Genomic DNA, 3,596 nt, shown 5'->3' with positions numbered 1-3,596 from the left:
GCTCCTCGTGCGGCGGGCGCGGGGCGTTCCCGCGGCCGTCACCGCCGCGGTCCGCGCCGGCGCCGTCGCTGTCGCTGTCGTCGCTGCTCATCCCGTTCATGATGCGGCACACCGCGCCGATGAGCATGCGGCACCCAACTGCCCTGCCGCAGATGCCACTTGTACGGCGCCGCCCGCTGGTAGCGTGCGCCGCTGCGCCCCCTCGCCGGACGCCTCGCACGTCCGGGCGCCCGGATCGCGCGGCCCGGCGTGGACGGTGCACCGACCGCCCGCACCCCTGCCACCGGAGGACGCCCCATGACCGGCACCGGACGTTTCGCCTCCCTCTCCCCCGCCACCGGGCAGCAGCTCGCCGAGTATCCGGTGCACGGCCCCGAGGAGATCGCGGACGCGGTCGGACGGGCCCGGGAGGCGGCCAAGGGCTGGGCCAGAGCGGGCTGGAAGGGCCGCAAGGCGGCGCTGCTGACGTTCAAGCGCGCCCTCGCCGCGCGGATGGGCGAGGTCGCCGAGACCGTCACCGCGGAGACCGGGAAGCCGGACCACGACGCACGCACCGAGGTGCTGCTGGCGGTGATCCATCTGGACTGGGCGGCGCGTCACGCGCGGCGGGTGCTGGGGCGCCGCCGCGTCCCGTCGGGGCTGCTCTCCACGCATCAGCGGTCGCTGCTGGCCTACCGTCCGCTCGGGGTGATCGGCGTGATCGGCCCGTGGAACTACCCGGTCTACACGCCGATGGGCTCGATCGGCTACGCGCTGGCGGCGGGGAACGGCGTGGTCTTCAAACCGTCCGAGCTCACGCCCGGCGTGGGCGTTCTGCTCGCGCGCATCTGGGCCGAGACCGTGCCGGAGCACGCGGGCCTCTTCTCCGCCGTGACCGGCGAGGGCCGCACCGGGGACGCGCTGGCGCGCTCCGGCGTGGACAAGGTGGCCTTCACCGGATCCCCGGGCACCGCCCGCAAGGTCGCCGCGGCCTGCGCGGAGTCGCTGACCCCGCTGACGGCAGAGGGCGGCGGCAAGGACGCGGTGCTGGTGGGCGGCGACCTGGACGGGCCCGGACTGGACCGTGCGGCGGAGGCCATCGTCTGGGGTGCCGTCTCCAACGCGGGCCAGACCTGCACGGGCGTGGAGCGGGTGTACGCGGTCGAGTCCGTCCACGAGGATCTGTGCCGGCGCGTGGTGCGGCGGGCCGCCCAGGTCAGCGCCGGCCCGCAGCAGAGCGGCCACGGTCTGCCGGACGCCGAGGGGCCGGACGCCGAGGGTACGGACGCCGACGGCAGCGGCCGGGCCGCCGACTACGGCCCGATGACGCTCCCTTCGCAACTCGACACCGTCGAGCGCCATCTGAAGGAGGCCGTCGCGTCGGGCGCCCGTGTGCTGCACGGCGGACCGGAGTCCGTCAGCGCGCCCTACGTGCAGCCGGTGGTGCTGGCGGACGTGCCGGAGGACGCGTCCGTGATGCGGGAGGAGACCTTCGGCCCGCTCGTCGCGGTCAACTCCGTACGCGACCTGGAGGAGGCCGTCGAACGCGCCGACGCCTCCCCGTACGCGCTCGGCGCCGCCGTCTTCACCGGCTCCTCCCGCGCGGGACGTGCCGCCGCGGAGCAACTGCGCGCGGGCATGGTGTCGGTGGGGTCCGTGCTGGGCTACGCCGCCGTGCCCTCGCTGCCCTTCGGCGGATCCGGGGAGTCCGGGTACGGGCGGGTGCACGGCGAGGAGGGGCTGCGCGGTTTCGCGGCGCCGCAGGCGATCACGGTGCGCCGCTTCTCACCGCCGGTGGATCTGACGTCGTACGCCACCCCGCGCGCCACGGCGGCCCGCACGGTGGAGCTGGCCCGCCGGTTCCACGCGCGCATGTGACGGCGGCACAGCGCAGCCGCGCGATGCGGAACCTGACGAAAACTCTTCCCACGGGACGCTTCCATGGCCAGACTGAGTGCGACGGAACAGGCCGGTACACCGTCCCGAAAGCCCTGCAGAAATTGGGCGGTTACGGCCATGCGACCGAATAGGACATGGAACGGCATTTGCGTGCAGCGGTGGTTTTCTCCGCGTCGGCGAGTGCGCGGAGCAGATCCGGCGGGACATCGGCGGGATTCACGGCTTTTGACAGAGGTCCTGCACACCCGGCAGATGTCAACGGGCGGACGTAGGTGAGCGATTGATCAGATGTTTTCGGTCTGCGGCTTTAAATGATCGACGACTCCCCTATATTGGTGCGGCGCTGATCGGACTGTCGCGGCGAACTTCCCTCCCTGCCCGGACCTGTCCACAAGGACCCTGATTGATGACCCCCGAGACCTCTCCACCGTCCAAACGCTCCGCCCACGGCGCCGCGACTGCCACGAGCGGCCGGCCGCCGAAGAAACCGCGGACCGGAACGGGCACCGCTCTCGCCCTGCTGATCGCCGTGCTCGTCACGGGGCCCGCCTGTCTGCTGGCCGTCTACGCCGCGCCGCAGTCCGTACGCCCCGGCATCGCCTGGGGCAGCGGAGTCGCCGCCGTACTGCTCAGCGTCGCGGTCGCCCTCGCCACCCGCGGCATCCTCCTCGCGCAGGGTCTGCGCGCCGTCGTCCGGCAGCAGGAGGCCGACTCCGACGCGGAGAAGGCGGTCGCGGCCCACTTCGCGGACGTCATCGTCCCGATCCTGGTCGAGCGGCTGCGCTCCGGAGCCTCCGCGCAGACGGCACTGGCCGCCGTACCGACGGTCGCCAACCCCACGCACCAGCGCGTACTGCACTCCCTGGCCAACGAGGTGCACCGCGGCGAGGGCATGCGGGCCGCGGCGATGGCCGCGTGCGCCAACGCGGCGGGCCGCGTACAGGCGCTGGCCACCAGCATGGCGGCCGACCTGCGGGAGATGGAGCACAAGTACTCCGACGAGGAAGTCCTCGGAGATCTCCTGCACTTGGACCACCGCACCGCGCAGACGGGACGCCTCGCGGACTCCATCGCCGTACTGACCGGCGCGCGCACCGGACGGCGCTGGGCCAAGCCCATCGTCATGGAGAGCATCCTGCGCGGCGCGATGGGACGCATCAGCGGCTACCAGCGCATCCGGCTGCACTCCTCGTGCGAACTGGCCGTCGCCGGCCACGCCGCCGAGGGCGTGATGCACGCGCTGGCCGAACTCATGGACAACGCCGCCAACTTCTCGCCTCCCACCTCCGAGGTGCACGTCTACGTCGAGGAAGCCTCGGCGGGCGTCATCATCACCGTCGAGGACGGCGGGCTCACCATGGGCGACGTCGCCCTGGAACGCGCCCAACAGGCCGTCTCCTCCGAGTCGTTGGACCTCACCAACCTCTCCGGGACGCGGCTCGGCCTCGCCGTCGTGGGACGGCTGGCGCACAAGCACGACCTGTCGGTCNGCACGGCGGCACCGGCGTGCTGCTGATGGTCCCGCAGTCGCTGATCACCCAGCCCAAGCGGGAGACCGAGAGCCCGGCACCGGCCCGCGAGGTCGGCGAGAGCACGGGGCCGCGCCCCTCGGCTCCCACGTCCGTCCCCGCCTCCACGGGCGGCGCCTCCACGGACACGACGGCCACGCCGTCCGTCCCCGCGCCCCGCTCCGCGCCGTCCGGCGGCCCGCGGCCCTC

Annotated in this window: 2 protein-coding genes and 1 pseudogene; all 3 read left to right on the top strand. The window is 73.3% G+C overall.

Features of this window, described 5'->3' with window-relative positions; translation table 11 throughout:
- The first annotated feature begins 297 nt into the window (after nucleotides 1-297).
- Nucleotides 298-1,857: an aldehyde dehydrogenase family protein gene (locus AN218_RS08905; protein ID WP_070016227.1), complete on the top strand. Its 1,560-nt coding sequence runs from the start codon at nucleotides 298-300 to the stop codon at nucleotides 1,855-1,857.
- A 427-nt stretch (nucleotides 1,858-2,284) separates the two neighbouring features.
- Nucleotides 2,285-3,394 (top strand): sensor histidine kinase, encoded by a 1,110-nt coding sequence (locus AN218_RS08900; RefSeq protein ID WP_070016226.1) that lies wholly within the window; start codon nucleotides 2,285-2,287, stop codon nucleotides 3,392-3,394.
- Nucleotides 3,385-3,596, top strand: a pseudogene (locus AN218_RS39030) (hypothetical protein); the annotation flags it as partial. The gene AN218_RS08900 and the pseudogene AN218_RS39030, both read left to right, overlap by 10 nt.

Origin of the sequence: Streptomyces nanshensis, from assembly GCF_001751255.1 — a bacterium.
GTDB classification, from domain to species: Bacteria; Actinomycetota; Actinomycetes; order Streptomycetales; family Streptomycetaceae; genus Streptomyces; species Streptomyces nanshensis_A.
The sequence above is the reverse complement of the archived record's forward strand: the minus strand, read 5'-3'. Positions and strand labels throughout refer to the sequence as shown.